The sequence below is a fragment of the Bradyrhizobium diazoefficiens genome, assembly GCF_016616235.1.
Taxonomy (GTDB): Bacteria; Pseudomonadota; Alphaproteobacteria; order Rhizobiales; family Xanthobacteraceae; genus Bradyrhizobium; species Bradyrhizobium diazoefficiens_H.
In genome coordinates this window covers 3843649-3869374 of sequence record NZ_CP067100.1, presented here as the reverse complement: position 1 = coordinate 3869374, position 25726 = coordinate 3843649, and the positions used below count along the sequence as shown (strand labels likewise).

Annotated in this window: 23 protein-coding genes; 3 read left to right on the top strand and 20 right to left on the bottom strand. The window is 64.4% G+C overall.

Going from position 1 to position 25726, the window contains the following annotated elements; translation table 11 throughout:
- Positions 1–6: 6 nt before the first annotated feature.
- From JJB99_RS18340 to JJB99_RS18305, 8 genes are all read right to left on the bottom strand, one after another.
- On the bottom strand, positions 7–711 hold the full coding sequence (locus JJB99_RS18340; RefSeq protein WP_200493754.1) for an ABC transporter ATP-binding protein: 705 nt from the start codon (positions 709–711) through the stop codon (positions 7–9).
- 7 nt (positions 712–718) lie between these two features.
- A complete protein-coding gene (locus JJB99_RS18335; RefSeq protein WP_200493753.1) occupies positions 719–1999 on the bottom strand; it encodes a lipoprotein-releasing ABC transporter permease subunit in 1281 nt (426 codons plus the stop codon).
- 73 nt (positions 2000–2072) lie between these two features.
- Complete coding sequence (proS, locus tag JJB99_RS18330) at positions 2073–3392, bottom strand: proline--tRNA ligase (RefSeq protein ID WP_200493752.1); 1320 nt, start codon at positions 3390–3392, stop codon at positions 2073–2075.
- Positions 3393–3537: 145 nt separating this feature from the next.
- On the bottom strand, positions 3538–5100 hold the full coding sequence (locus JJB99_RS18325) for a copper resistance CopC/CopD family protein (protein ID WP_200493751.1): 1563 nt from the start codon (positions 5098–5100) through the stop codon (positions 3538–3540).
- Positions 5100–5618 (bottom strand): YcnI family copper-binding membrane protein, encoded by a 519-nt coding sequence (locus tag JJB99_RS18320; RefSeq protein WP_200493750.1) that lies wholly within the window; start codon positions 5616–5618, stop codon positions 5100–5102. The genes JJB99_RS18325 and JJB99_RS18320 overlap by 1 nt, the downstream gene beginning before the upstream one ends.
- A 32-nt stretch (positions 5619–5650) precedes the next feature.
- A complete protein-coding gene (locus JJB99_RS18315) occupies positions 5651–6184 on the bottom strand; it encodes a copper chaperone PCu(A)C (protein ID WP_200493749.1) in 534 nt (177 codons plus the stop codon).
- A 41-nt stretch (positions 6185–6225) separates the two neighbouring features.
- The gene (locus JJB99_RS18310; protein WP_200493748.1) at positions 6226–8685 is read right to left on the bottom strand and encodes a TonB-dependent receptor; all 2460 of its coding nucleotides are present in this window, start codon (positions 8683–8685) and stop codon (positions 6226–6228) included.
- An 83-nt stretch (positions 8686–8768) separates the two neighbouring features.
- Entirely contained in the window at positions 8769–9143 is a 375-nt protein-coding gene (locus tag JJB99_RS18305) for a DUF2946 domain-containing protein (RefSeq protein WP_200493747.1), read from the bottom strand.
- A 759-nt stretch (positions 9144–9902) separates the two neighbouring features.
- On the opposite strand from JJB99_RS18305, the gene JJB99_RS18300 reads away from it, so the two are divergent.
- Genes JJB99_RS18300 through JJB99_RS18290 form a run of 3 tightly spaced genes read left to right on the top strand, consistent with a single transcriptional unit; the run spans position 9903 to position 13475 of the window.
- Positions 9903–10925 (top strand): sugar ABC transporter substrate-binding protein, encoded by a 1023-nt coding sequence (locus JJB99_RS18300; RefSeq protein ID WP_200493746.1) that lies wholly within the window; start codon positions 9903–9905, stop codon positions 10923–10925.
- 6 nt (positions 10926–10931) lie between these two features.
- Positions 10932–12434 (top strand): sugar ABC transporter ATP-binding protein, encoded by a 1503-nt coding sequence (locus JJB99_RS18295; protein ID WP_200493745.1) that lies wholly within the window; start codon positions 10932–10934, stop codon positions 12432–12434.
- Between the two features lie 12 nt (positions 12435–12446).
- Positions 12447–13475 carry an ABC transporter permease gene (locus JJB99_RS18290; RefSeq protein WP_200493744.1) on the top strand — a complete coding sequence of 343 codons (1029 nt, stop codon included), beginning with the start codon at positions 12447–12449 and terminating at the stop codon, positions 13473–13475.
- A gap of 308 nt (positions 13476–13783) precedes the next feature.
- Here the strand turns inward: JJB99_RS18290 and JJB99_RS18285 are convergent, their stop codons facing one another.
- From JJB99_RS18285 to JJB99_RS18230, 12 genes are all read right to left on the bottom strand, one after another.
- Entirely contained in the window at positions 13784–14827 is a 1044-nt protein-coding gene (locus tag JJB99_RS18285; protein ID WP_200493743.1) for an ABC transporter ATP-binding protein, read from the bottom strand.
- Positions 14820–15800 carry an ABC transporter ATP-binding protein gene (locus tag JJB99_RS18280; RefSeq protein WP_200493742.1) on the bottom strand — a complete coding sequence of 327 codons (981 nt, stop codon included), beginning with the start codon at positions 15798–15800 and terminating at the stop codon, positions 14820–14822. Before JJB99_RS18280 ends, JJB99_RS18285 begins: the two co-directional genes overlap by 8 nt.
- Complete coding sequence (locus tag JJB99_RS18275) at positions 15797–16618, bottom strand: ABC transporter permease (RefSeq protein WP_200493741.1); 822 nt, start codon at positions 16616–16618, stop codon at positions 15797–15799. The genes JJB99_RS18280 and JJB99_RS18275 overlap by 4 nt, the downstream gene beginning before the upstream one ends.
- On the bottom strand, positions 16615–17538 hold the full coding sequence (locus JJB99_RS18270; RefSeq protein ID WP_200500211.1) for an ABC transporter permease: 924 nt from the start codon (positions 17536–17538) through the stop codon (positions 16615–16617). Before JJB99_RS18270 ends, JJB99_RS18275 begins: the two co-directional genes overlap by 4 nt.
- A 59-nt stretch (positions 17539–17597) precedes the next feature.
- Positions 17598–19187 (bottom strand): ABC transporter substrate-binding protein, encoded by a 1590-nt coding sequence (locus JJB99_RS18265; protein WP_200493740.1) that lies wholly within the window; start codon positions 19185–19187, stop codon positions 17598–17600.
- 132 nt (positions 19188–19319) lie between these two features.
- Positions 19320–20612, bottom strand: coding sequence for an S-methyl-5-thioribose kinase (mtnK, locus tag JJB99_RS18260; RefSeq protein WP_200493739.1), 1293 nt, complete (start codon positions 20610–20612; stop codon positions 19320–19322).
- A 33-nt stretch (positions 20613–20645) separates the two neighbouring features.
- The gene (locus tag JJB99_RS18255) at positions 20646–20993 is read right to left on the bottom strand and encodes a hypothetical protein (protein WP_200493738.1); all 348 of its coding nucleotides are present in this window, start codon (positions 20991–20993) and stop codon (positions 20646–20648) included.
- A gap of 259 nt (positions 20994–21252) precedes the next feature.
- A complete protein-coding gene (locus JJB99_RS18250) occupies positions 21253–22407 on the bottom strand; it encodes an IS481 family transposase (RefSeq protein ID WP_200493737.1) in 1155 nt (384 codons plus the stop codon).
- A gap of 139 nt (positions 22408–22546) precedes the next feature.
- On the bottom strand, positions 22547–22822 hold the full coding sequence (locus JJB99_RS18245; RefSeq protein ID WP_200493736.1) for a DUF1467 family protein: 276 nt from the start codon (positions 22820–22822) through the stop codon (positions 22547–22549).
- Between the two features lie 9 nt (positions 22823–22831).
- Positions 22832–23236 carry a methylmalonyl-CoA epimerase gene (gene mce / locus JJB99_RS18240; protein ID WP_200493735.1) on the bottom strand — a complete coding sequence of 135 codons (405 nt, stop codon included), beginning with the start codon at positions 23234–23236 and terminating at the stop codon, positions 22832–22834.
- 13 nt (positions 23237–23249) lie between these two features.
- On the bottom strand, positions 23250–24920 hold the full coding sequence (locus tag JJB99_RS18235; RefSeq protein ID WP_200493734.1) for a ribonuclease J: 1671 nt from the start codon (positions 24918–24920) through the stop codon (positions 23250–23252).
- Positions 24920–25726, bottom strand: a complete 807-nt coding sequence (locus tag JJB99_RS18230) for a biotin--[acetyl-CoA-carboxylase] ligase (protein ID WP_200493733.1) — start codon at positions 25724–25726, stop codon at positions 24920–24922. The genes JJB99_RS18235 and JJB99_RS18230 overlap by 1 nt, the downstream gene beginning before the upstream one ends.

Below are 25726 nucleotides of genomic sequence, written 5' to 3'. Positions count from 1 at the left end.
CTTTAGCTATTCGAGCTCGATCACCTGGCCGTCGGCCAGCGAGACGCGCCGGTCCATGCGGCCGGCGAGCTCCATGTTATGGGTCGCGATCAGCATCGAGACCTGGGTTGCCTTGACGAGCTGCATCAGCGCCTGGAACACGTGGTCGGCCGTGTGCGGATCGAGGTTGCCGGTCGGCTCGTCCGCCAGCAGCACGCGCGGGGCGTTCGCCACCGCGCGTGCGATGGCGACGCGTTGCTGCTCGCCGCCCGACAGCTCGGCCGGACGATGTGTGATGCGGTCGCCGAGGCCGAGATAGCCGAGAATCTCCTTGGCGCGCTTGACGCTCTCGGACTTCTTCAGGCCGCGGATCATCTGCGGCATCATGACGTTCTCCAGCGCGGAAAACTCCGGCAAGAGCCGGTGCGACTGGTAGACGAAGCCGATATCGGTGCGACGAAGCTGGGTGCGCTCGATATCGGCCAGCTGCGAGGTTGGCGCACCGTTGACATAGACCTCGCCGGAATCCGGCGCTTCCAAGAGCCCCGCGATGTGCAGCAATGTCGACTTGCCCGAGCCCGACGGCGCCACCAGCGCGACCGACTGCCCGGCCCACAGCGCGAGCTTGGCATTGTCGAGTATCGTCAGCGGCACCTCGCCCTGCAAGTACTGCCGCTTTATCTCGTGGAGATAAATGACCGGTACATCTTCCGCCCCCCGTTGCTGCTCCATCAGCCCCTCACTCGTACCGCAGCGCTTCGACGGGATCGAGGCGCGCGGCGCGCCACGACGGGTACAGTGTCGCAAGGAACGACAGCGTCAGCGCCATGATGACGACGGCCGTGGTCTCGCCGACGTCGATCTCGGCGGGCAGCTTGGAGAGAAAGTAGAGCTCCGGCGAGAACAGCTCGGTCGAGGTCAGCCAGGACAGGAATTGCCTGATGGATTCGATGTTGAGGCAGATCACGAGCCCGACGAAGAAGCCGACCAGCGTGCCGACCACGCCGATCGAGGCGCCGGTGATCAGGAAAATGCGCATGATCGAGCCTTGCGAGGCCCCCATCGTGCGCAGGATCGCGATGTCGCTGCCCTTGTCCTTCACCAGCATGATCAGGCCGGAGACGATGTTGAGCGCGGCGACCAGCACGATCATGGTCAGGATCAGGAACATCACGTTGCGCTCGACCTGGAGCGCGTTGAAGAAGGTCGAGTTGCGCTGGCGCCAGTCGACCAGGAACACCGGGCGTCCCGCGGCCTCCGTCACCGACTTGCGGAAGGCATCGATCTTGTCGGGGTTGGTGGTGAACACCTCGATCGAGGTGACGTCGCTGCTGCGGTTGAAATAGGCCTGGGCTTCGGCGAGCGGCATGAACACGAAGCCGAGATCGTATTCGGACATGCCGATCTCGAACACCGCGACGATCTTGTACGGCTTGATGCGCGGCGTCGTGCCCATCGGCGTGACCGCGCCCTTCGGCGCCACCAGGGTGACGCTGTCACCGGCATGCAGCGAGAGCTGGTCGGCAAGCCTGCGGCCGATCGCGACCCCCTGCCCCTCGTCAAAGCCCTCGAGGGAGCCCTGCTTGATGTTCTTGGCGATCGAGGTGAGGTTGTTGAGATCGTCGGAGCGGATGCCGCGCACCAAGACGCCCGAGGCGTTCCACGGCGAGGACGCCAGCGCCTGGCCGTCCACCACGGGCGCGGCAAGGCGGATGCCCTGGACCTGGCTGATGCGGTCGGCGACGTCCTTCCAGTCGGTCAGCGGCGATTCCAGCGGCTGCACCAGGATGTGGCCGTTGAGGCCGAGGATCTTGTCGAGCAGTTCTTTCCGGAAGCCGTTCATGACGGCCATGACGATGATCAGCGTCGCCACGCCCAGCATGATGCCGAGAAAGGAGAACCCGGCGATGACCGAGATGAATCCCTCCTTGCGGCGCGCCCGGAGGTAACGCGCCGACAGCATCCACTCGAATGGCGCAAAGGGCGCAGTTTGAACTGTTTCGGTCATGGTTTCATCCATCGCTCGATAATCCCATGATTCGGGGTCAATTGTGGCCGGATTGGCGGCCGCGATCTCGGGCGATGAACAATATTCAGCCAACCAGGCGGGCGACCGCATCCGCGGGCGACATCGTCTCGCGGGCGCCGTCGCTGCGCTTCTTGATCTCGACCTTGCCGTCGGCGAGCCCCTTCGGCCCGATCATGATCTGCCAGGGGATGCCGATCAGGTCGGCGGCGGCGAATTTGGCGCCGGCGCGCTGGTCGGTATCGTCGTAGAGCACGTCGACGCCCTTGGCGGTAAGCTCGGCATAGAGTTTTTCGCAGGCCGCATCGACCGCGGCATCGCCCTGCTTCAGGTTCAGGATCGACACCCGGAACGGGGCGACGGCCTCCGGCCATTTGATGCCGGTCTCGTCATGGCAGGCCTCGATGATGGCACCCAGCAGGCGGGAGACGCCGACGCCGTAGGAGCCGCCATGGATCGGCACGTCGACGCCATCGGGACCAGCCACGAGGGCCTTCATCGGCTCGGAATATTTGGTGCCGAAATAGAAGATCTGGCCGACCTCGATGCCGCGGGTGTTCACCCGCTTGTCCGCCGGCACTTCGTGCTCGAACCGCGCGGCGTCGTGGACATCCTCGGTCGCAGCGTAGAGCGAGGTCCACTGCTTGATGATCGGCGTCAGGTCGCTGTCATAGTCGACGTCCTCGCCCGGCACCGGCAGGTCTAGCACGTCGCGATTAATGAAGACGCCGGATTCGCCTGTTTCGGCCAGCACGATGAACTCGTGGCTGAGATCGCCGCCGATCGGGCCGGTCTCGGCGCGCATCGGGATCGCCTTCAGCCCCATCCGCGCGAAGGTGCGCAAGTAAGCGACGAACATCTTGTTGTAAGCGACGCGCGCCGCCGCCTCGTTGAGGTCGAAGGAATAGGCATCCTTCATCAGGAACTCGCGGCCGCGCATCACGCCGAAGCGCGGACGCTGCTCGTCGCGGAATTTCCATTGAATATGATAGAGATTGAGCGGCAGGTTCTTGTACGACTTGACGTAAGCGCGGAAGATCTCGGTGATCATTTCCTCGTTGGTCGGCCCGTACAAGAGCTCGCGCTTGTGCCGGTCGGCGATGCGCAGCATCTCCGGACCGTATGCATCGTAGCGGCCACTCTCGCGCCAGAGGTCGGCGAGCTGGAGCGTCGGCATCAAGAGTTCCAGCGCACCGGAGCGATCCTGCTCCTCGCGCACGATCTGCTCGATCTTCTTCAGCACACGAAAGCCGAGCGGCAGCCAGGCATAGATGCCGGCCGCTTCCTGCCGGATCATGCCGGCGCGCAGCATGAGCCGATGCGAGACGATCTCCGCCTCTTTCGGATTTTCCTTCAGGATGGGCAGAAAGAACCGCGACAACCGCATGGCAACACTCTGGGAATCAGTGATCGGTTGCAGTGAAAGCGGATTGGGGGCGGAAACACAAGACCGGGAATGAGGAAAAGCCGCTAACGCGGCGAAATTCCTGTCATTTTTCCGTTGCCTTCAGGTTCGACGTGAACCTCGTCGCCTAGGGCGGCGCCACCTCGAGTTCGTCCTCGAGCGTGATCTTCTCGAAATCGGTCACCAGCGCATCGATCCGCACATGCCAGCGGCCGGCAAAAGGCAGCTCGACCTTGCGCACGTGCCAATAGCCGTCCGGTCCGAGCTCGGCATTGCGTTCCATCAGCTCAATGCCGCGTTCGGGCAGGCTCAGGGTCAAGGTCGTCTCCTTGGCCGCAAGCGGCGTCGCCTCGCCGGTCATGAGCTGGAGCACGAAATCATCGAGACCCGCCTTGCCCGGCGAGACCAGCACCTGGAACATCGCCTTGTCGGTGTGGATGTGGATCGCCAGCGGCGTCTCCGGAACGATCGTCCGCGGCGGCGGCGCAAACCGCCAGCCGGCGACGACGGCGAAGATGGCCAGCGCGATGGTGCACTCGAGCAGGATCGAGCGCTTGAGCGCCGCCTTGCCGTTTTCGTCTCGGGCCAGAGCCGGCGTCAGCCGGAACCGATTGAGCGCGGCAAGCGCCAATAATGCTGTGACCAATGCAAGCTTGATCGAGAGGATGAGGCCGTAGCTGGTCTCGACCAGCGCTGCCGGCTTTTCAAGCTGAACGATCGCGAGTGCGAGGCCGGTCAAGGCCAGCACGGCGACCGCCAGCGCAGCGAGGCGGGAAAAGCGGTTCACGACAGCGAGCGTCGCAGTCGTCGGCTTCGACATCAGCGCGACGAGCGGCGCGAGAGCGCCGATCCAGATCGTGACGCCGAGGCCGTGCAGAAAGATCGCCGGCTGGGTCAGCGCTTCCGGCGGCGCCGTCGCAGCGTGCCCGGTCATGGCGAGCGACAAACCGACGCCGATGAACGCGATGATGGTGAGAGCACGCGCATACCATGCACTCCGCAGCGCCACCCGAGCGAGCAGCATCGCCGCGATGGCAATTAGCAGCGCCGGGCCGGCGCTGGTCGCTAATGCGACTCTCCAGGGACCGGCCGTCGCAAGCGCCGCCAGCGGCAGGCCGAGGAGATCGAGGCCCAACAAGCCGAAAGACGCAATCGCGCTCGCAAGGCCGATCGCGAGCGCGACGCGCGGCAGGGCCATGCCCGTCATCGCCCGCGCAATCCAGCGCGCGAAGAACACGCCGCCGACGCCGACGAACAGCCCGAGGTAAAGACCGACCCGCGCAAGCCAGATCAGCGCATTCAACCCGCCATCCACGGTGGCCGGAGGCTTTGTCGCCGTCGGCATGCCGATCGAAAAGATCACCGATCCCGAGATCGGATGGCCGTCCTGCGAAATCACGCGGTAGCTGACCACGGCCGTTCCCTGCGGCAGGTCCGGCGGCATCGCGACCGAGATGATCTCGCTAGATGCATCGACGCGCGCATCGTCTCGCGCCCTGCCCGCGCCGTCGATCAGCCGGATCGTGCCCGGCGTCACCGCCTCGTTGAAGCGCAGCTCCACGGCCTTCGGGGCAGCGCTGAGCATGCTGCCGCTCGCCGGCTCGACCGCGACGAGCGCCGCATGTGCCGAGGCGCCGGTCGCGAAGCCGACAATGAGAAGCAGCGTCGCGAGCGCGGCGAGCAGGCGCATCACGGTTTTGGCAGCAGGTTCACGCCGGGCGCCGGCGATTTGCCCTCATGCGAATGCCCTGCCCCTTCCATCGGGATTTCGATCCAGCGGCTGACGCCGGCCTCGCATTCCTGGACGACCGGGAAATACAGCGTCGTGTTCGGTTTGAGCGCGTCGGTCAGGACCGTATGCATGACGAACTCGTCATAATGCTTGTCCGGCAGCTTGCCGCCGGACCACGCCACCTCCTTGACGCCGGAGGAGAGCTTGCTGCCGTGGTAGTCGTACTCGCTGGCATATTTGCCCTCGACGACATCGACGGTCCAGCCCGCCTTCGGCATCGGCTTCACCGCGATCACCCCTTCCGGGATCTGGACGCGGATCTTCACCGTGGGCGAGCCGGCGCAGCCGTGCGGCACGGCGAACACGGCCTTGTAGGACGTGCCGACCGTCGCCTGCTTGCCTTCGAGGAAGACGTGCGCACTCGCCGGCGCCTCCGCAAGGACGCAGAGAAGAATGAGCCAGCTTCGCTTCGCCATGTTCGGTCTCCCGGAGATCCAGATCATGCTCGTCACATCTTCATTCCCGAATGATCCGGCATTTTCTTCATCTCCATATGGCCGGAATGGCCGGCATCGCCGGGCGCCTGCGCGCCGACGCCCTGCACGTCGAGCGAGACCGCAACCTTGCCGGCCTTTTCGAACTCCAGCGTGAGCGGCACCTTGTCGCCCTGCTTGAACGGCCCCTTCAGCTCCTGGAGCATCAGGTGGGAGCCGCCGGGGGCGAGCTTCACCGTCTTGCCGGGATCGATGACGAGCCCCTTGTCGAGCGGACGCATTTTCATCACGCCGTTGTCCATCGCCATCTCATGGAGTTCGGCCTTGCCCGCGATATCGGCGGACGCGCCGACCAGCTTGTCCGCCGTCGTTCCTTTGTTCTCGATCGTCAGGTAACCGCCGGCCACCTTGGCGCCGCCCGGCGTCGCACGGCTCCACGCCTGCGAGATGACGAGATCGCCGGCCTTGACGTCGTCGGCGCGCCCGGGTGCTACAAATATTGCTGAGGAGAGCGCTGCGAGCGCCAGGACGCGAGAGAGCTTGTTCATGTCGTTTGCCTTTCTTGCCATCATCAACATTGCCCCGCCCGTCAGAACGTGTACTTGCCAGCGACCACGAAGGTTCGTCCCGGGAACGGATGGAACAGGAAATACTGCTCGTTGAAGAGATTATCGACGCCGAAGTCGAACGCGAAATTCTTCGTCGCGTTGTAGTGCATCTTCAAGTCCACAACGAAAAAGTTATCGAAGGCGCCGTAGACGTGCGAGATGCGATCGGTGTTGTCGAGGGTCGAATACTGCTTGCCGCTGAAGCGGGCAGCAACGGTATAGGCCCAACTCTCATTCGGCCTGTAAGTAACACCGAATTTGGCGCGCCAGTCGGGCACGTAAGGGACTCGCTTGCCGACGACGGTGGCGGGCAGGTTTGTCAGCGGATCGAAGCCGGCCCAGCTCGCGTCAGCCAGGATTCGCGAATCGACGTAAGTCGCGCTGCCGAACAGCTGCAGGCCGCTCAAGAGAACGTTGTCCTTGTCGGCGGACAACTCGACGCCTTGCATCCTGATCGCATCGACATTGCTGAACGTGGTCGCGCTTTGGGTCGCGTTGACCATGTTGGTCTGCGCGATGATCGCATGGTTCGTCCGCTCCCTGAACAGGGTCAACCTGATACGGCCGTCATTCCAGTGACGCTCGATGTTGAGCTCGCCGGTGAAATCCTGCTCGGGTTTCAGGAAGGGGTTTGCGACCGTAATCGTGTTGCCGACGGTCACGTTTTGATAGAGCTCGAGAACCGTCGGGTAACGGTAGGCCTCGCCGAAATTGACCGTGACGTTCCAATTCTTGTTCGGATCGTAGGACAGTGAAGCCTTCGGCGAGAAATTCGTCGAAGCAAGACCCGGCTGGTTCGTCGTGAACGACGAGGTGATGAAGCCCGCCGCGTTGGCCAGGGTCACGACGTTCTGGCCATCGAGCGCTTGCCAGGTCTCCAGGCGTCCGCCCAGGGTCAATTTCAGATCGGGCTGGATCTTCCAGGCATCCTGAAGCCATAGCGCGCCGGTGCGCGTTTCACCCTCACTGTTTGCATAAAGCTGTCCCGTCCCCGTCGAGGCCTGATACCAGACTGCCGACCCGTAAGTTGGATTTTCCAGGCGATACCGGTCGCCATGGATGCCAAAGCTCACCTCGTGCGCATCGTAGCCCGGCGGACGCCAGATGCCCTTAGCATCAGCGTTCTGCCAGTTGGTCCCGTCCATGCGCTGGATCTTGCCGTTCTGCGAGAATCCGACGCCGGTCGACGTCACCGTGTACGGATTGAGCTGGGTGTCCTCGAGATAGTTGTAGCTCGAGGCGGACAGGTCGAAATCGAATGTGCCTTTGGTGTCGCTCTTGATCGCGACCGCGTTGCTGACATGGGTCTCGTCCCAGATATATTTAGCATTCGCAAACGTCGTGATGTTCTTGAAGGTCGGCAGTCCGGTCGCCGTCGACTGCAGATAGGTCTGGGGATTGGAGACCTGGTGATTATTCCAGATGCCGAACGAGTAGGTCGCCTGCACCTGCGCCGTCAGGTCGTAAGCGAGGCGGACATTGCCCGAGGTCTGCTGCGAATGCGCGAGGATTCCCGTCCCGACCACGTTGGCCGGAACGCCTTGCTTGTTCAGTGCCGGAAACGCACCGGTCGTGCCGGCCGGGATCGTGGCGCTGGTCGTGTAGGTCAGCGGCTGCTGAAAACTGTCGAGATAGTTGGCGCTGACCAGCCACGACAAGGCGCCGTCGCGATTGCCCGCGGTCGCGCTGGTCTGGCTGGTCACATACGTGTCCTTGGTGCCGTATTGATGCCACGGCATCACCGAGACCGTTTCCTTGGCCGTCGCGAACGGCTTGTCCGGCATCTTTGACGAGATCAGCAGCACGCCTCCGATCGAGTTGCCGGGATAGGCGGCGGCGAACGGGCCATTGAGGTAATCGACCCGCCCGATCGCCTCCGGCGAAATCAAGTTCCACCTTGGCGAGGAGTTCGTGTTGTTGTTGCCGATCAGCGCTGAGATCAGAAGGTCATCGTAGTAGATCAGCGTGCGCGCGCTGGAGTTCAGGCCCCAGCTTCGCGTCGCGAGCACCGCCTGGTTGTCGCCGTCGTTGCGCTTCCGCACGAACAGGCTAGGCATGTATTTGACGGCGTCTTCGGGGTCCTTGAGGTTGATGCTCTCGTCGACCTCTCTGGCCGTGATGCTGAACGAACGCTGCGGCAGCTGATAGCGGACTACGGCGGCGGGAGCAGCGAGCGACGGGCGAACATTGCCCGCCCCCTGCTCGCTGGGGACGCCACGCCGCGCCAGCGCGGCCGCGCTCGCCGGCTTTGCCGACCGGCTCCTCGCAGCAGTGTGCACCGCCGGTTTGCGTGGTTTCGGCTTAAGGCCGGCTGGCGCGTCGACTGTCACCGGGGGCAGGACCGCGCTACTGCCTTGGGCGACGGCTCCGCTCGATGACGCGAGCAGCGCGGCCTGAACGGCAACGATGCTCACGCCGCGACGGGCATGAGAAACTGACATGGGCATTCCTGACGCCGGCTTTCGCTCCGGCCAATCGACAACATCAATCGCCGGCGGACGTGCCGCGGCGACCGCGAGGGTCGTCAGGAAAAATAAGGTGGCGCACGCGCCTGGGCGTTCGGGCCCTTATCGGCCGCGAGGGGGGAGACCTCGGCGGCATGCCACGAGACGCGTTCGGCGTGACGGAAGGGAATGGTGAATGCCACCTCCGGCGGCGAATCGAGCGAGGCACCCGCCTGCGCCAGGCAACACAGCGCGCAGGCAGCACCGTGCGCGGTCGGCGTGCCGGTCTGGTCGTTCAGCCCCCCCTGCTCGCCCGTACTGTGGCAGATGACGGCGGCGGACAACGGATCAGCCACGGCCTGGCCGGCCGACCAGCACGCGGCGATCGGCGCCAGCACCTGCATCGCCAGGGCGAGCAGGACGAGGGGTAGGAATTTTTGCAGCCGTGCGCGCATCCGCCGAACCATTCGTTCGTGCGCCAACTAAACACCTGGCCGCCCCTCGAGTCGAGGTCAGTTCCGCGGCCTTCTTGGGCCAGCGCGAATTTCCCGGAAACTGTGATCGGGCTGCCCACGGGACCGGGACGCCCGCGCATTGCAGGCAGCGGCGAAGCCCGCCCTATCCACAGATTTCTTATATTTGTCATGCGCTTACAGGGTAAACAGCCGATCGTTTCGTGCATTGCTCGAATTTTGAACAATCGTTGCCGAAAATGATGACAAGTGAGAAAAGTTGATCTAGCATCCCTCTTGCTCAGGCCTGACCGCAAGGTCGACGTCTGGTGGTCCAAGTCTCGGGAGGAGCCCCTGGCGCGCAAAACGCAGCGTCGCCCCGTCAATCAAGATCAAATCTTAAGATCGGGGATAATAGGGTCGACACAATTTTCGAGCGGGGCCAGGGCCCCGCTCTTTTTTTGTCCGCGTGGCTGAAGCGCCGCTGAATGCTTCGGTCATCAACAAAGTCTTGAGCTCGCGGCGATGCGCTGATTTCTCGCTGCCCGATCGATCAACGTCCCTTCAAGCAGCATCCGAAACGCAAGCGATGTTGCGCTCGCAAGTAGCGAACTTGCGAGGAGGCGATGCTGGCGCCGCACCAGCGCGGCTTGCATCTCGCGATTGATTGCAGATTGAGTGGCATCAACTCTTGTGAGAGACTTTCGGACATCGGTCGCGCAGGCAATGACGCGCCGACGATAAATTATATGGGAGCGAGCGATGTCCGGGACGAAAGATTTCTCGACGACCAGGCGCGATCTTCTTCAGGCGGCAGCGACCGCCGGCGCCGGGGCTGCCCTGTTCGGCAGCATGGGCATAAACCCCGCACTGGCAGCCGAAGTAGGACGCAGCGAGAAGCCGCTGAAGGCGGCGTTCTCCAATGCGGGCCTCCAGGCCACCTGGTGCGCGCAAGGCAAGCAGGCCGCGGAATTCTGGGGCAAGTTGTTCAACGTCGAAGTGACCTGGTTCGACGGGCAGCTCGATGCGGTCAAGCAGCGCGCCGCGATCGACAACATGGCCTCGCAGAAATGGGATTTCGTCGCGATCCAGGCCTTCGGCATCGGCACCCTGACCCAGCCGGTGCAGAAGATGATCGACGCCGGCACGCCCGTGATCGACATGGACACGCTGATCGCGCCGCTCGACCAGATCAACGTCCACTCCTTCCTCGCCCCCGACAACGAGTTCATGGGCGCCTCGGTGACGCAGGCGCTGTGCAATGCGATGGGCGGCAAGGGCAAGATCATCATGACGCAGGGCGCCCTCGGCCATACCGGGGCACAGGGCCGTGCCAAAGGCTTCAACACTGTCGTGAAGCAATTCCCGAACATCGAGGTGCTCGACACCCAGCCGGCCGATTGGGACGTCTCCAAGACCGCGCGGCTCTGGGAAACCTATCTGACAAAGTACCCGCAGATCGACGCGGCGTTCTTCCACAATGACGACATGGCGCTGGCCGCGGCCAACATCATGAAGGCCCGCAATCGCACTAACATCCTGATCGGCGGCGTCGATGCCATGCCGCCGGCGATTCAGGCCGTGAGCGAAGGGCGCATGTTCGCGACCGTCCGCAATCCGTCCTGCCGCATCCATGGCGGTGCGATCATCGCGGGCGTCGCCGCCGTGGTTGGCGGTGAGAAGAGCGGACAGGGCATTCCCAAGAACGTCGTCACCGACGGCCCTGTCGTGACCAAGGCCAACGCCGCGGGGATGCAGTGGATGCAGGATCATTTCCTGATCTAGTCCTTCATGTCTGAGGTTCGTTCGCCCATCCTGGAACTGCAGGGCATCACGAAGAGCTTCGGCGGCGTCGAAGCGCTTCGTGGTGTCGATTTCGCGCTTCATCCCGGCGAGATCCACGGTCTCGTCGGCGAGAACGGCGCCGGCAAAAGCACGCTGATGAAGATCATCGCCGGCGTGCACACCGAGTTCTCCGGCCGCTTCCTGATCGACGGCGCCGAGACGCATTTCCGCTCGGCCCGCGACGCGCACGCCGCCGGGATTGCCATGGTGCATCAGGAGCTCTCTGTCGCACCCGACCTCACGGTCGCCGAGAACGTCTTTCTCGGCAACCAGCCGACCAACGCCCTTGGCCTCGTGCAATGGCGGCGGATGGCGCGCGAAGCCGGTGAGCAGCTCGCCCGCTTCGGCATCGACGTCGATCCGATGACCAGGCTCGGCGATCTCCCGATCGGGCTGCAGCAGCTGATCGAGATCGCGCGCGTGCTGTTCTCCGGCGCGCGCATCGTCATCCTGGACGAGCCGACCTCCGCCCTCTCCCCGCCCGAGGTCGAGCGGCTGTTCGCAACGCTGCGGCGGCTGCGGGAGCACGGCACTGCAATCGTCTTCATCTCGCATTTCATCGAGGACATCCTGCTTGTGTCCGACACTGTCACCGTGTTCCGCAACGGGCGGAAGGTCGCCGAGACCGCGGCTGCGGCGACCAGCAAGGGCGCGCTGATCGAGGCCATGATCGGCCGCGGCGGCGAAGCGCTCGAGCACAGCTATACCGATGATCTGATGCTGCCGCGGCCTAGCGACAGCGCGGTGGTCCTGAAGGTCGACCAGCTGTCGCTGGCGCGCAGCCTGAAGGACATCTCCTTCGAGGCACGGGCCGGCGAGGTGCTCGGCATCTACGGCTTCATGGGCTGTGGCCAGCAGGAGCTGTCGCGTATCTTGTTCGGCAAGTTGAAGCCGGACAGCGGCACGCTTCTGGTCGACGGCGCGGCAAAGACCTTTGCCAGCACGGCGGCGGCGCGGCGGGCCGGGGTGGCGCTGGTGCCGGAGAGCCGGCGCGCCATGCTGTTTCATCAGGAGCCGGTCTACAAGAACATCTCGATCAGCATCTTGGACCGTATCTCGTCGCTGCTGCTCAAGCCGGCACAGGAGCGCGACATCGCCAAGCGCCAGGTCGAGCAGCTGCAGATCCGGCCGCCGGTGGTCGGTCTCGATCTCGGCATGCTCTCCGGCGGCAACCAGCAGAAGGTCGCGCTGGCAAAATGGCTCACCTACCCGCCCAAGCTTTTGGTGCTGTGCGAGCCGACCCGCGGCATGGATGTCGGCGCCAAGAACGATGTCATCAACATCGTGCGCGACCTCCGCTCAAAAGGGCTCGCGATCATCGTGCTGTCGACCGAGCCGGAAACGGTGCTGTCGCTGGCTAACCGCATCCTCGTGCTCAAACGCGGCGCATTGGTGCGGGAATTCAGGAACGAGCCGGTCAGCAAGGACCGCCTGCTGGAAGCGGCGTGACGGAGAGGCACCATGGCGAGCAGTGAGACGGCCTTTGCTGAAGCCCATCGGGCGCGGGGCCTTGCGCCCTTCCTGCGCTCGCAGATGCGCAACATCGCGCCGTTCCTGACGCTGATCTTCCTCTCAGCCTTCTTCGCCTTCGCCAGCCCCTCCTTCGCCACGCTGGACAATCTCGGCAACATCCTGACGCAGGTGTCGGTCACAGGCATCATCGCCGTCGGCCTCACCTTCGTGATCCTCTGCGCCGAGATCGACCTGTCGATCGCCAGCATCGCCAACGTCACCGGCATCGCGGTCGCCTACTTCACGCTGCAGGAGTCCTACGTCAACATCGCCAATGTGCCGCTGCCCGGCGCCGCCGCGATCCTGCTTGCCATCGCGCTCTGCGGCCTGCTCGGCCTCGTCAATGCGCTCGGGCTGACCGTGATCGGCATTCCCTCCTTCATCATGACTCTGGCGATGATGCAGATCGCCGCCGGCATCTCCGCGCTGCTGGTGCGCGGCCAAATCGCCTACAAGGTGCCTAATATGATCACGACGCTCGGCTCGGGATCGATTGGCGGCATTCCCTGGATCGTCATCGTCGCTGCCATCATGCTGCTCGGCGGCCACCTCGTGCTGACCTACACGCGCTTCGGCCGCTACGTCTACATGGTCGGCGGCAATCGCGAGGCGGCCGAATATGCCGGCCTCAACGTCAAGCTCATCCTCGGCGCTGTCATGGTGATCTCGGCGGTGTGCTCGGGCATCGGCGGCATGCTCGGTGTCGCCCATTTCGGCAGCGCGCAGCAGAACGAGTTCGACACCTATTTGCTCGACTCCATCGCCGCCGTCGTGGTCGGCGGCACCAGCCTGTTCGGCGGCCGCGGCGGCATCGGCAACACCATCGTCGGGCTCTTCGTTCTCGGGGTGCTGAATAACGGCCTCGACCACGTCAACATCGACAGCTTCCTGAAGATCCTGATCCGCGGCCTGATCCTCTTGGCGGCGCTGGTCATCAACGTCTATGCGCAGCGGTTGCGAGAAAAAGCGGCGGACTAGATCGGCCTCAAAAATAAGAAATGGAAAACAACCCCATGCACAGTAGAAATTCTGGGGAAATTCAGCCGCTTACCAAACCCGTCGTTGCGTGAGTGCGGCCGGTGCCGACATTTGACACGTCGGGCAACACAGGAGCATGATGTCATCATGGCGCTCGGCGCGTCCGTGCAGCTTTCCCAAGCCCTGTAACAACGATCCATCATCCTGAGGCGCAAGGGGATGCAAGGCATCGCATGCGGAGCCGCGAAGGATGAACGGCCGAGATGCACAGCCGGGGCGTCGCTCTTGGAGGGCAAGGAGCGGCCATGTCAGGGGGACGGCGATATAGCGGCGCTCGCTGCACCGATCTCGTCTGCTCGCCAGCACCGCACCGCATGCCCATCGGCGCGCGCCTCCAGCATCGGCCCCGGTTCGCGCCTGCACACCGCCTCGGCATAACGACAACGCGGGCTGAAGGCGCAGCCGTTCGGCGGATTGAGCGGGTTCGGAAGATCGCCGCCGGTCGTCGCCAGCGGGGCATGGCGCAAGGGATCGGGGATGGCTGATATCAGGGCCTGCGTATAGGGGTGCGCCGGCCGTTCGAAGATTTCGCGCCAGTCGCCGTTCTCGACGATGTGGCCGAGATACATGACGGCGACCCGGTCGCTCATGTGCTCGACGACGCCGAGGTCGTGGCTGATCATGATGTAGGAGAGACCGAGCGTCTCCTTCAATTCCAGCAGCAGGTTGATGATCTGGGCGCGGATCGAGACGTCGAGTGCCGACACCGGCTCGTCGCAGATGACGATCTTGGGGTTGAGGATCAGCGCACGCGCAATGCCGATGCGCTGGCGCTGGCCGCCGGAGAATTCATGAGGGTAACGGCCCGACTGCTCAGGCCGCAAGCCGACATGTCGCAGCATGGCCGAGACGCGGTCCTCGATCTCGCTCTTTGCGGTCACGCCATGCACGCGGAGAGGATCTTCCAGCGTGCGCCGAACGGTCTGGCGCGGATTGAGCGAGGCGTAGGGATCCTGGAACACGATCTGCACGATGCGGGCCAGCGACTTCCGATCGCCGGATTGCCTGTTCGTCACGACCTGCCCGTCGAGCACGATGCGGCCGCGCGTCGGCGTCAAGAGACCCAGGATCGACAATGCGACCGTCGACTTGCCCGAGCCGGACTCGCCGACGAGGCCGAGGCATTCGCCCCGCTTCAGCTTGAGATCGACACCGTCGACGGCGCGGAGCAGCCGGCGGCCGCGGCCGAGCAGGCCACCGCCAATCGGAAAATGAACCGCGAGATCCTCGACGCTGAGGATGAGATCGTCGTCCGCCCTCCCCTCACCCGATCCGTTCTTGGGCTCATGCATGGTGGTGACACCTCACCAAGCCGCCGGCCTCCAGCCACTCCGCGGTCGGCGCGACCGTGCGGCAAATGTCGGTTGCATGCGCGCAGCGCGGATTGAACCGGCAGCCATCGGGGAAATTCGTGATGGCCGGGACGACGCCCGCGATCTCCTTCAGCCTGCTGCGGCCAAGCGCGGCGCGGCTGCCCAGCCGCGGCAGCGAGTCGACCAGACCCTGCGTGTAGGGGTGCGACGGCGCGCGGAAGATGTCGGCGGAGCTGCGCTCCTCGACGATGCGGCCGGCATACATCACGGCGACGCGACTACAGACATTGGCGACGAGGCCCAGATCGTGGCTGATCATCAGGATCGCCGTGCCCCGCTCGGCGCACAGATTCCGCATCAGTTCGATGATCTCGGCCTGCACGGTCACGTCGAGCGCCGTGGTGGGCTCGTCCGCAATCAGCAGATCCGGGCCGCAGGCCAGCGCAATCGCGATCATCACGCGCTGGCGCATGCCGCCGGAGAGCTGGTGCGGATAGTCGTACACGCGCCGCTCGGGTGCGGGGACACGAACGCTCGCCAGCGCCTCGACCGCGAGCTGGTTGGCCTCCCGCCAGCTCTTGCCCTTGTGCAGCACGAACATCTCGGCGATCTGCCGGCCCACGGGCGAGACCGGGTTGAGCGCCGTCATCGGCTCCTGGAAAATCATGGCGATGCGATCGCCGCGCAGGTCGCGCAGCCTGGCGGCTGAAAGGCGCTGGATTTCCTTCCCCCCGAACCGGATGACGCCACCGCCGATCGACAGCGGCGGCCGCAACAGCCCGATCAGGGCGAGCGCCGTGATGCTCTTGCCGCAACCGGATTCGCCGACGAGGCCAAACGTCTCGCCGCGATCGATGCGGAACGAAATGCCCTCGGCCGCCGCAACATGTTTCGATCCGTCGTCGAGATCGATGCGCAAATCCTCGACTTCGATCAGCGGCATGCCCGTCATGTCCGCCGGCTCCGCGATTGGGGATCGAGAATGTCGCGCAGGCCATCGCCGAGCAGGTTGAGGCCGAGCACCGTGAGGAAGATGGCAAGGCCAGGAAAGACCGAAAGCCATGGCGCCGTCGTGATCTGGTCGCGGGCGTCCGACAGCATGCTGCCCCAGCTCGGGAACGGCGGGCGGACGCCGAGGCCGAGGAACGACAGCGCGGCTTCGGACAAGACCGCGCTGCCCATACCGAGGGTGCCGATGACCACGATCGGCCCGAGCATGTTCGGCAGCAACTGCGTGATCATGATCCTTAGGTCGCCGTAGCCGAGCACGGCCGCCGCTTGCACATAGCCCTGGGTCCTCAGCGATAACGCCGAGGCCCGCGCGATCCGGCAGGTGAAGGACCAGTTGGTCAGGCCGAGCGCGATCAAGAGGCTGGTCAGGCCCGGGCCGAGCACCGCCATGATGGCCAGCGCAAAGATCAGCGAGGGGATCGCGAGCATGACGTTGGTCAGGCCGTTGACGACATCGTCCCACCAGCCGCCCCAATAGCCGGCACTGAGGCCGAGGCCGACGCCGATCACGCTGTTGATGAGTTGCGAGACGATGCCGACCGTCAGCGATACGCGCGCGCCGTAGACGACGCGGGAGTAGATGTCGCGGCCCTGGTCGTCGGTGCCGAACCACCAGGTCCAGCTCGGCGGCTCTTCCGCGTTCATGAGATTGGCGTCCAGGACCGGATCGGCGTGCGCCAGCCAGGGCGCAAGCAGGCCGACCAGGATCGCGAGCGCGAACAGCGCGCCGCCGATGATGAGATTGGCGCGAAGCTTCATGCGTATCTGATCCTGGGATCGATCACGCCGTAGAGCACGTCGATCAGCAGATTGATCGCGAGAAAGGCCAGCACGACCACGAGAATGGAGCCCTGGACGGCGGGAATGTCACGCTGCAAAACACTGTCGACCAGCAGCGAGCCGATGCCGGGCCAGGAGAACAATTTCTCGACGACGACCGCCTGCCCCATCAGCCCGCCGAACTGCAGGCCGACGGTTGTGAGGATGATGACGAGCGCGTTCCGCATCACATGCCATTTCACCACTCGGGCCTCGCTCATGCCCTTCGAGCGCGCGGTCCGGACGAAATCGGCGGTCATGATCTCGAGGACCGCAGCGCGCGTCGTTCGGGCAAACAGCGCCATCGGCGAGACGCCGAGCGTCAGGGCCGGCAGCAGCAGATATTTCGGGCCGCCATCGCCGTAGCCGAAACTTGGCAGCCAGCCGAGCTTCAACGCAAACAGATACATCAGCACGAGGCCAAGCCAGAACTTTGCGATTGAAAGGCCCGACACTGCCAGCACCATTGCGAGCGTATCGACGATGCCGCCGGGGCGCAGCGCTGCGACGAAGCCAAGCGGCACACCGAGCAGAACCGCAAACGCCATGGCTGCGCAGATCAGTTGCAGCGTCGGCCATGCCCGCTTGGCGATCATGGCCGTCACAGGCTCTCGCGTCCGGAACGACGTCCCGAAATCGCCGGTCGCGAGCTTGGCGATATAGGCGCCGAAGCGCACATAGATGGGATCGTCCAGGCCAAGCTGCTTCTTCATGCGCAGCTCGACCTGCGGATCGGCATCGTCGCTCATGCTCGAGACAATGCTGCCGGGAACGACGCTGAACAGCACGAAGACCATCAGCACGACGGCGAGCACGGTCGGAATGGTTTGCAGAAGGCGACGGATCACGAACGAGAGCATCGGCACTTTCTTCCCTCCCTCCATCGCTTAAGGTGATGGAGGGAGCACGAGAACGCGTATCACTTCGCGGGCGAGGTCTCGTCGACCCAGAGGTCCTCGACGTTCTGGTGGGTCAGCTCCGTCGCGTTGAGCTGAACTCCGTGGAGCCAGGGCTGCACGGCCATGACTGCCTTGTTGTAGTTGAAGAACCAGACCGGCGCCTCGTCATAGAGCAGCGCATTGGCCTTTTGCAGCAGCTGGGTTCGCTTGGCGACGTCGTCGGCCTGCCCTGCCTCATCGATGATCTTGTCGAACTCGGCGTTCTTGAAATTCATGTAGTTGCAGGCCGATTGCGGCGTCGACGAGTGGAAGCATTTCAGCGCAGCGAGCGGGTCCGGGCCGGTCTGCTGGGAATAGATGAACGCCTGGTAGTCGCCGGAGCGGATCACCTCCGACAGCACCGCGGTCTCGATCTGCTTGACCTTCGCCTTGATGCCGACCTTGTCCAGCATCGGGATGACGGCCGAGACGATCGGCAAGCCCCAGCTTTCATTCTGACTGGTGGTCCATTCGAATTCGAAGCCGGAGGGATAGCCGGCCTCGGTCAGCAGCTGCTTGGCCTTGGCGGGATCGTACGGATACGGCTTCATCGCCTTGTCGTAGGCGGACGAGGTCAGCGGCAACCAGCTGGTGGCACGATAGGCCTTGCCCTTGACCAGCTTGTTGATGATCAGATCGGTGTCGATCGCGTAATTGATCGCCTGCCGGACGCGCTTGTCGGTGAACGGCTTGAACGAGGGATTCATCCCCATGTAGCGCGTGAAGACCTCGGCGACCTCGACGATGGTGCCCTTGAGATCGGCATCGTTCTGATAGGCGACGTACTGCGCAGGCCCGAGCACGGAGGTGTCGATCTCCTTGTTACGGAAGGCGACGTCGCGTGCCGCGGCCTCGGCCATGATCGACACCACGACCTTGTCCGCATAGGGCTTGCCGGGCTTGTAGAACCGGTCCCAGCGCTCCATGGCGATGCGCGATCCCGGCACGTGCTCGACGAATTTGAATGGCCCGAGACCGATCGGCTTCTGGAGAAAGCTCTCCTTGGCGGCCTCGTCGGCGGGATAGATCGAGGTCAGCGCGGTGAAGAAGTAGAAGCCCGGATCGAGATTCTCGGTCAGCTTCATCTCGACGGTGAAGTCGTCGATTTTCTTCAGGCCGGATATCTCCTTGGCCTGGCCCTTCTCGACCGCGGCCGCGCCCTCGATGATGCGGACGTAGCGCGCGCCCGGATAGGCCTTGGTGCCGTCCATGATGCGGTTGTAGGACCAGATGACGTCGTCGGCCGTCATCTTGCGGCCGTTGTGGAAATAGGCGTCGTCGCGGAGCTTGAACGTGTGAACGAGGCCGCCGCCCGAAACGACGTCCTCCTTGGCAAGCTCCAGAACCGGTTTGCCTTCCGCGGAATTCCAGATGTAGAGCGAGCGATGCAGGGCCTTGGCGTAGATCTCGTCCTGCGCGCGCTGCGTGGTGTGAATGTCCAGGCTGGTGAAGCTCGAACCATAAGGCGCCGTCATGCGGATGGTTCCGCCCTTGCGCGGCGTCTGCGCCTCCGCCGGGGCGGCGAGCGCCAGACCCAAACCCGCAACGATCGCAATCGTCCTGAACATCATGGTCCCTCCGACAATGCAGGCGTATTCCAGTCTGCGAGTTGACCATTCGTAGGATGCCGAATGCAAGCGCCTTGAATGGGGTGACGCATGCGAGCGTAGCGCTCGGGCTCTGCCGATTTGCAAGGGCGCGCCCTAGCCGGCCGCGAACTCCGGCTGCCAATTGCGCAACTTTCGCGCTGCAGCGGTGACATCGGCGATGGCCGGAAATGCCGCTGTCTCCACCATCATCCTCCGCGCCAGCCGCACGGCACGGGCCTCGCTGATCGCCCGCCTCCTCGGGTCCTCGATCAGCTCGAAATCGATGTTGTGGGCGAGGCCGAAGATGCGGCGGATGGTCTTTGCTGCGGCGAAACCGATGGTGTCGGCGAACAGGCGCTGCATGTAGGCCTGCCGCTCGGCCTCAAGGCGCGCGGCGCCCTTCTCGCCGGCGAACAGTGCGACGGGATAGGCATCGCCCGCCGCGCCGGCGCGCCAGAGCTCGAGGAATTTTCGCGCGAACTCGGTCCAGACCTGCTCGACGGTCTCCAGCACCCAAGCCTCGAATGCAGCCCGCTCGCCCGGTGCGCGCTCATGCCCGGCGGAGGCGAAATAGGCCATCAGCAGATTGGCCAGCACCGCGCCGACGTCGAACCCCATCGGGCCGTAGAAGGCGAATTCGGGGTCGATCACGCGGGTCTGGCTGTCCGTCACCATGATCGAGCCGGTGTGGAGATCGCCATGGAGCAGCGCCTCGGGGCTCGCCATGAATTTCAGCTTCAGCCGGGAGATCGCGACATGCAGCTCCATGTCGTCGCGCAGCTCTGCGGCGAGCCCATCGAGATAGGGCGCGGTCCAGCGGTTCTGCTCGGCGATGCGGTAGGGATCGGTGAAGATCAGGTCCTCGGTGATCTTGCAGAGCGCATGGTTGCCGGCGAACGCCGCGATACCCTCCTTCTTTTCGGCCGCGGACAGTGCGAGGTCAGAGGTGAAGAACAGGGTGCGCGCCATGAAGGTGGTGATGTCACTGGCGAAGCGCGGATAGTGCGTGGCCGCGACCAGCCCCTTGCGCATGATGATGTGGGGCTCGAGCAGCTCCATCACTGTCAGCGCCAGCACCTGGTTGTGATGCAGCAGCGCCGGCACGAGGCCAGGCGCGAGCTGGGCCTGCCGGGATAGCGCGAGATATTCGTAATGGGCCCGCGACAGCGGCAGTGGCCAGCTCTCGCCGACGAGGCGGACATAGGGCAGCGCCTGCTTCACGGCGATGCCGCCGCGATGGCCCTTGACGATGAAAACGAGATTGAGATTGCCGTCGCCGACTTCGGTGATCGACCAGGATGCCGGCTCACCGCCGAGCAGCGCGGCGATGTCAGCCAGGCCTGCGAGATAGTCCCGCAAGGCCGCCTCATGCAGAATCCGATAATCCTCCGTCCGGCTCCCAGTCATGACGATCCCATCCCCTATGTAGGGGCCGGATCGTTACTCCCGCTCCAGGAAGCTCGAGCCGATCTCGGCCTTTCTTTTGATCGGATCGTAATCGCAATAGACGCTGTCCGCCACCAGCGTGTAGCTGGCGCTGATATTGTATTTGTCTGGCTTGACCGAGTTCAGTCCGATCACCGCGGTGCTCTTGCCGCCGTTCCACTTGAAGGGCGTCGAACTCTTGGCCTGCTCGCAGGCCATCACCGCCTCGTTGAAGACATAGCCCTCGACGAACGCCTTCAGCGTCCGCACCTGCACCGCCGTCTTCCATTCGACATAGCCGACGGCCCCAAGCCCCGCGACGATCAGCACCAGCAGTGCGATGACGATCCGCTGAAAAGTCATTCATGCCCCCAATAATGAAACAAGTGCAAAATTCTAAGCAAGCGACCAGGCTAGGCAAGGTCTGTCGAAGAGACCTCACCCCTCTCCCGAAGGGAGAGGTCGGATCGCATCGGAAGATGCGATCCGGGTGAGGGGTTACAGTCCCACCGTAGGATGCAGCCCCTCACCCGGATTGCACTGGAGATGCTTCGCATCGCCAGACGCATGTCCAGCGGATGGATGGGTAACAAAACAGACCGGATGGATAGGTAACAATCGTTCATGGTTTGGTCGGCTGCGGCGCTGCGCTAGCGCAGCGCCGCAGCCTGCGTGTTTTCTGGTCGATGATGCCGATCGGTATGTGGAAGAAGCGCACTTGCCATTGCCCATCGGCGGCCTCCTCGACGGCAACGGCCTCACCAATGAGAGCGCTGGAGATGTGAATGAGTTCGCCGCGCCACTTGATCTCGCCGTTGGAGCGGACCTGGCGCACCGCGGCTTCGGCTGGATAATCCGGCTCCGGAAGCCGCCTCGGCATCGCACGAGACGAAGGCTGATAGACGCTGGCAGGTGGGCGCTGGCCAAGTGACTCGTGCGGTCGTTCTTCGTTGTAGTCGCGCACGAATGCCGCGAAGCGACGAGCCTGCGCGGCCTGGGTCGGCGGCGGCGGCTGCATGGCCTCCAGAAGCGTGAGGTGAAAACGCTCGTGGCGGCCGTTCTGCTGTGGATGGCCGGGATCAATCCGTTCATGGCGGATGCCAAGCTTGATCCACCATACCGACAGTGCCGTCAGGCCCGTGGTTCCGGTCGAGGCGAACGGCGAGCCGTTGTCGGAGCGGATGATCTGCGGCAAGCCGTACTCGCGAAACGCCCGCTCCAGCAGCGGTTGGCACTCGGCATGTTGCGTGCTGCCCGTCGCCGCCAGGCTAATCAAATAGCGGCTGAAGCCATCGGTCACCGTGAACGGTTCAACGCGAGATCCGTCGCCCAGGCGGATCCAGCCCTTGTGATCGAGCGCCCATACATGGTTGGCATGCTGAGGCACCGTCAGTTGCCCCATGCGCGGCGGCGCACGCCGCCGGGTCCGACGGTTGCTCACCAGTCCCGCCCGTTTGAGAATCCCGCCCGCCGTCGAGGCCGACGGCCAATCGACGTCCCCTTGGCGAGCCTCAAGTTTGCTGACGATCTTGCGCGGTCCCCAGCTCGGCCGCTCAAGCCGCAGCCCCACAATCGCATCCACGATGTGCTGTGGTGTCGCCCGTCCATGAACCCGCGCGGCATGGGAGCGATCCGCCAGCCCGGCAGGTCCTTCCAACCGGTAGCGCTCCAGCCACTTATAACCGGTCTTGCGGCTAATCTCGTAGCGCTCGCAAAGCTCCGTCATCGTCCACAAGCCGGTTCGCTGATCCGAGATGAAGCGAACTCGTTCGTCCATTGTACAGCTCTCCCGCCAAGGCATCGGCTGATCCTCCCAGCCGACAGAGAACTGTCACCCATCCATCCGGTCTACTCTGTTACCTATCTATCCGGTCTGGACACGCAATCCGACCTCTCCCCTACGGGGAGAGGTGAAGCTAGAACGGCATTCCCATCAGTTTCGACAGGCGTTCGATCGAGAGATAGCCGGCGTGATAGGCGGTCATCCCGAGGCCATAGATGATCGCCGAGATGACCGTGGTCCAGATCAGCTTGCGGCCCATCCGGGTCAGGATCGGGGCGCCGGGATCGGTGCCGGGTGCGCCGACGCCGTCCTCGTGCTGGCTGCGCACGCCGAACGGCAGCGTCAGGAACAGCGCGATCCACCAGATGACGAAGTAGATCGCGATCGCGGTCGATATCTGGACGGCCATGGGGCGGCCTTATGCCTGCTCGATTTCGACCAGGGCGCCGGAAAAATCCTTGGGGTGCAGGAACAGCACCGGCTTGCCGTGCGCGCCGATCTTCGGCACGCCGTCGCCGAGCACCCTTGCGCCCTCCTTCACCAGCGTATCGCGCGAGGCGATGATGTCGACAACCTCGTAGCAGACATGGTGGATGCCGCCGTCGGCATTGCGCTCGAGGAATTTTGCGATCGGGGAAGCTTCGCCGAGCGGCTCGATGAACTCGATCTTGGTGTTGGGCAGCGTCGCGAACACCGTAGTGACGCCATGCTCGGGCAGCGGGACGGCCTCGGAGATCTGGGCGCCGAACGCCACGCCGTAGATCTTCGCGGCCCTGACGGCGTCCTTGGTCGCGATCGCGACATGGTTGAGCCGGCCCAACATGTTGTTTCTCCCCTTACACCGTCAGAACATGTACCAGACAGGGAGGCTTTTTGCCCCAATGTTCGTTGATGACGGCCCGGACGGCGCGTCGCACCGATTCGGCCAGGGCGTCCGGATCGCGTCGGCGCGCCCGCGGCAATCCCTCGATCGTGGACATCACTGCGTCGAAGACGATGTCGTCAAAGGCCTCGCCGGCCCTGTTCTTCTCGGGAATGCCGACGAGATCGACCTCGGGATCGTCGGCGAGCTCGCCCTGCTCGGTCATGGCGATGGCGACGAAGGCACAGCCGGAGAACGCCATGCGGCGGCGCTCGATGACCGCGCGGGACTTGGAGTCCTCCAAAATCGTGCCGTCCTTGTAAAGCCGGCCGGAGGGCACCTCGCCGACGACGCCGGGATCGCCGGGGCCGAGCTTGACGAGGTCGCCGTTGCGGACAACCAGCACGCGCGGCACCCCGGCGGCGCGCGCCAGCTTGGCATGCTCGTTCAGGTGCAGGGCCTCGCCATGAACCGGGATCAGCAGCTGCGGCTTTACCCAGGAGATCAGGTCGCGCAGCTCGTCGCGGCGGGGGTGGCCGGAGACGTGGACCAGATGCTCGCGGTCGGTGAGGACCTCGACGCCCTGGAGCACCAGATTATTGATGATCGAGCCGACCGCCTTCTCGTTGCCGGGAATGGTGCGCGAGGAGAAGATCACGCTGTCGCCGCGGTTCAGCGTGATCTCGGGATGGTCGTCATTGGCGATGCGCGCCAGCGCGGCGCGCGGCTCGCCCTGGCTGCCGGTGCACAGCGCCAGCACCTTGTCCTGCGGGAGATGACCGTAGATCTCGGGCGAGCGGAAATTCTGCACGCCGTCGAGGTAGCCGGTCTCGCGCGCCACCTGCACCACCCGCTCCATGGCGCGGCCGACCACGACGACCTCGCGGTCGGCGGCTTTGGCGGCGTCGGCGACGGCCTTGATGCGGGCGACGTTGGAGGCGAAGGTGGTGACAGCGACGCGGCCCTTGGCAGCCTTGACCAGATCGATGATGGTCCGCGCCACCTCGGCTTCGGAAGGTGAGCGGCCGTCGCGTACGGCGTTGGTGGAATCGCCGATCAGAGCGAGCACGCCCTGCTCGCCCAGCTCTCGCAGCCGCTTCTCGTCGGTCGGACGCCCCAGCGTCGGGGTCGGGTCGATCTTCCAGTCGCCGGTGTGCAGCACCGTGCCGGCGTCGGTGTGGATCGCCAGCGCGTGCGCTTCGGGGATCGAATGCGCGACGGGGATGAACTCGACGTTGAACGGGCCGACATCGACGCGGCCGCCGGACGGGATCACGGTGACGGGGATTTCGGGCGCATTGCGCTCGGCGGCGCATTTGGCCTCGAACAGCGCGGCGCTGAACGGCGTCGCATAGATCGGGCATTTCAGCCTGGGCCAGAGATCGATGATGGCGCCGAAATGGTCCTCATGGGCATGGGTCAGCACCAGGCCCATGAGGTTCTTGCGTTCCTTCTCCAGGAAGCTGATATCGGGCATGATCAGGTCGATGCCCGGCAGGTGCTCCTCGTCGCCGAAGGAGACGCCGAGATCGACCGCCAGCCAGGTGCGCTGCTGGCGGTTGCCGAGGCCGTAGATCGACAGATTCATGCCGATCTCGCCGACGCCGCCGAGCGGCGCAAACACCAGTTCGTCGGGTCTCGCCATCACGCAGCTCCCACCGAGCGGACCGGGCCGAAGAACACCTCGCCCGCAGCCACCGGCACAAGGCGCCCCTCCGCGGTGCGGACGATCAGGCAGCCGGTGTCGTCGATGGTGTCAAAAATGCCTTCCAGCGTCGTGGTTCCCGTGTGGATCGCGACGTTCTCGCCGAGGCCAGCGGCGCGCTCCAGCCAGAGTTTTCGGATCTCGGCAAAGCCGCGGCCATTGTCCCAGATGCCGCGGAACTCGACCCAGGCATCGGACAGTGCTGAGAACAGCTCACCGGCGCTGATCTGGACCCCGAGCGCAGCGAGCGACACCGCGGGCGTCGGGGTGCCGTCGGGGGCTGCAACGACATTGGTGCCCATGCCGGCGACGACGGCCAGCCGGTCGCCGACAGCCTCGGCCTCGAGCGCGATGCCGACCAGCTTCCTGCCATCGGCGAGCACGTCGTTCGGCCATTTCAGGGCGTAACGGGGACGGCCCTCGCCGAGGCGGAGGGCCGCTTCCAGGCTGACCTTCTCCAGCGCCGCCTCCTGCGCCAGTCCGGCTGCAAAGCCGAGAGTGGCGGCGACGGCCGGGGCGACATCCGTCACCTCGAGGATGCTGGCGGCAAGATTGCCCTTCGGCGCGATCCAGGCGCGCTGGCGGCGGCCGCGGCCGGCGGTCTGCTCGTCGGTGACGAACCACATCGGGCCGCGTTCGCCGGCCCGCGCATGCTCGATCGCATCGGTGTTGGTCGAGCCGGTCCGTTCGAAAGCCGCGAGCTTGTAGCCCGCCGAGAGTGCGCGAGGACCGAGTGCGAACCCCAT

Excerpts from the sequence above, each read along its gene's own strand:
- JJB99_RS18340 (WP_200493754.1), bottom strand. The coding sequence starts at position 711 with ATGGAGCAGCAACGGGGGGCGGAAGATGTACCGGTCATTTATCTCCAC.
- JJB99_RS18335 (WP_200493753.1), bottom strand. The coding sequence starts at position 1,999 with ATGGATGAAACCATGACCGAAACAGTTCAAACTGCGCCCTTTGCGCCA.
- proS (WP_200493752.1), bottom strand. The coding sequence starts at position 3,392 with ATGCGGTTGTCGCGGTTCTTTCTGCCCATCCTGAAGGAAAATCCGAAA.
- JJB99_RS18325 (WP_200493751.1), bottom strand. The coding sequence starts at position 5,100 with ATGCGCCTGCTCGCCGCGCTCGCGACGCTGCTTCTCATTGTCGGCTTC.
- JJB99_RS18320 (WP_200493750.1), bottom strand. The coding sequence starts at position 5,618 with ATGGCGAAGCGAAGCTGGCTCATTCTTCTCTGCGTCCTTGCGGAGGCG.
- JJB99_RS18315 (WP_200493749.1), bottom strand. The coding sequence starts at position 6,184 with ATGAACAAGCTCTCTCGCGTCCTGGCGCTCGCAGCGCTCTCCTCAGCA.
- JJB99_RS18310 (WP_200493748.1), bottom strand. The coding sequence starts at position 8,685 with ATGTCAGTTTCTCATGCCCGTCGCGGCGTGAGCATCGTTGCCGTTCAG.
- JJB99_RS18305 (WP_200493747.1), bottom strand. The coding sequence starts at position 9,143 with ATGCGCGCACGGCTGCAAAAATTCCTACCCCTCGTCCTGCTCGCCCTG.
- JJB99_RS18300 (WP_200493746.1), top strand. The coding sequence starts at position 9,903 with ATGTCCGGGACGAAAGATTTCTCGACGACCAGGCGCGATCTTCTTCAG.
- JJB99_RS18295 (WP_200493745.1), top strand. The coding sequence starts at position 10,932 with ATGTCTGAGGTTCGTTCGCCCATCCTGGAACTGCAGGGCATCACGAAG.
- JJB99_RS18290 (WP_200493744.1), top strand. The coding sequence starts at position 12,447 with ATGGCGAGCAGTGAGACGGCCTTTGCTGAAGCCCATCGGGCGCGGGGC.
- JJB99_RS18285 (WP_200493743.1), bottom strand. The coding sequence starts at position 14,827 with ATGCATGAGCCCAAGAACGGATCGGGTGAGGGGAGGGCGGACGACGAT.
- JJB99_RS18280 (WP_200493742.1), bottom strand. The coding sequence starts at position 15,800 with ATGACGGGCATGCCGCTGATCGAAGTCGAGGATTTGCGCATCGATCTC.
- JJB99_RS18275 (WP_200493741.1), bottom strand. The coding sequence starts at position 16,618 with ATGAAGCTTCGCGCCAATCTCATCATCGGCGGCGCGCTGTTCGCGCTC.
- JJB99_RS18270 (WP_200500211.1), bottom strand. The coding sequence starts at position 17,538 with ATGCTCTCGTTCGTGATCCGTCGCCTTCTGCAAACCATTCCGACCGTG.
- JJB99_RS18265 (WP_200493740.1), bottom strand. The coding sequence starts at position 19,187 with ATGATGTTCAGGACGATTGCGATCGTTGCGGGTTTGGGTCTGGCGCTC.
- mtnK (WP_200493739.1), bottom strand. The coding sequence starts at position 20,612 with ATGACTGGGAGCCGGACGGAGGATTATCGGATTCTGCATGAGGCGGCC.
- JJB99_RS18255 (WP_200493738.1), bottom strand. The coding sequence starts at position 20,993 with ATGACTTTTCAGCGGATCGTCATCGCACTGCTGGTGCTGATCGTCGCG.
- JJB99_RS18250 (WP_200493737.1), bottom strand. The coding sequence starts at position 22,407 with ATGGACGAACGAGTTCGCTTCATCTCGGATCAGCGAACCGGCTTGTGG.
- JJB99_RS18245 (WP_200493736.1), bottom strand. The coding sequence starts at position 22,822 with ATGGCCGTCCAGATATCGACCGCGATCGCGATCTACTTCGTCATCTGG.
- mce (WP_200493735.1), bottom strand. The coding sequence starts at position 23,236 with ATGTTGGGCCGGCTCAACCATGTCGCGATCGCGACCAAGGACGCCGTC.
- JJB99_RS18235 (WP_200493734.1), bottom strand. The coding sequence starts at position 24,920 with ATGGCGAGACCCGACGAACTGGTGTTTGCGCCGCTCGGCGGCGTCGGC.
- JJB99_RS18230 (WP_200493733.1), bottom strand. The coding sequence starts at position 25,726 with ATGGGGTTCGCACTCGGTCCTCGCGCACTCTCGGCGGGCTACAAGCTC.